The organism is Acinetobacter lwoffii, from assembly GCF_024129595.1.
In the GTDB taxonomy this organism is placed as follows: Bacteria; Pseudomonadota; Gammaproteobacteria; order Pseudomonadales; family Moraxellaceae; genus Acinetobacter; species Acinetobacter lwoffii_O.
Map to the genome: position 1 here is coordinate 1 of NZ_JAMXXS010000087.1, position 1105 is coordinate 1105.

Annotated in this window: 1 protein-coding gene; it reads left to right on the forward strand. The window is 34.2% G+C overall.

What is annotated here, in order from left to right; genetic code table 11:
* Positions 1-56: 56 nt before the first annotated feature.
* Positions 57-1085, forward strand: coding sequence for an IS701 family transposase (locus NI466_RS15755; protein ID WP_080591875.1), 1029 nt, complete (start codon positions 57-59; stop codon positions 1083-1085).
* Positions 1086-1105: the final 20 nt, after the last annotated feature.

A 1105-nucleotide genomic window follows, 5' to 3' on the forward strand; every position in this document is an offset into this window, starting at 1 on the left:
TAGGACTTACGCATTGACGGATTTAAAAAAGTCTCAAACTACTTTATAACGTATCTGTGATCAGACGAACTAAACATGCTTCTACAGCAACTTGTACATTACCCATTTATATGGGCTTTCTCATGACAGAACCAAACTCTATTAGCTGCACACAACTTGCCGAGACTTATAATATCTCGCATGACAGTGTAAATCGCTTTTTGGAGCGTGAAGACTACACAGCTCACGATCTATATCAAGAAGCAATTCAACACATTGATAATAATAAACTTATAGTCAGTATTGATGATACTGTTTTAGATAAGCCATATAGTCAACATATGGACTTAGTTAGCTATTTTTGGTCAGGTAAACACCACCGATCCGTCAAGGGTATTAATCTCATTACCTTGTATGCGACAGATCAACATGGCAAAAATATTCCAATTAATTTTCGAATTTATGATAAGTCAGAAAGTAAAACCAAGAATGATTACTTTATGGAGATGTTAAGTGAAGTACTCGATTGGGGTGCAAAGATTCAATTCATTACAGGTGATAGTTGGTATTCATCGACTGAAAATCTAAAAACCATAAGAAAACATGGTATTCGATTTATGTTTGGTGTCGACAGTAACCGTAAGGTTTCCCCTGAAAAAGGACAATGGTTTCAACTCCGTTTATTGCCGAATTTTCATCAGGGTCAAGTGGTCTGGCTCAAAGATGTTGGCTTTGTACAATTATTTAAGACTCAGTTAAAAGAACAGCAGAGATTTTATATTGTGCATCAAGATGAAGATGATTTATTGTCCTTTGATGGTTTTTATGAATTACATTCAAGTCATTGGAAAATAGAACAATATCATCGAGTAATTAAACAGGTTTGTCATATTGAAAAGTTTCAAGTAAGACGATCCAAGCTGATTTTGAATCATATTTTCTCAGCCTTGATGGCCTATGTTGAGATACAAAAGAACCAGTTTGAGCGGATCTTTGAAAATGTATATCGTTGGCAGAAGAAATTATTTAGACCAATTATCAAGAACTTTATTGATGAATTTATTCTCGATAAGAATCATCTGCTGCCACAGAAAATCTATAAATAATAGTGCGTAAGTCCTATATT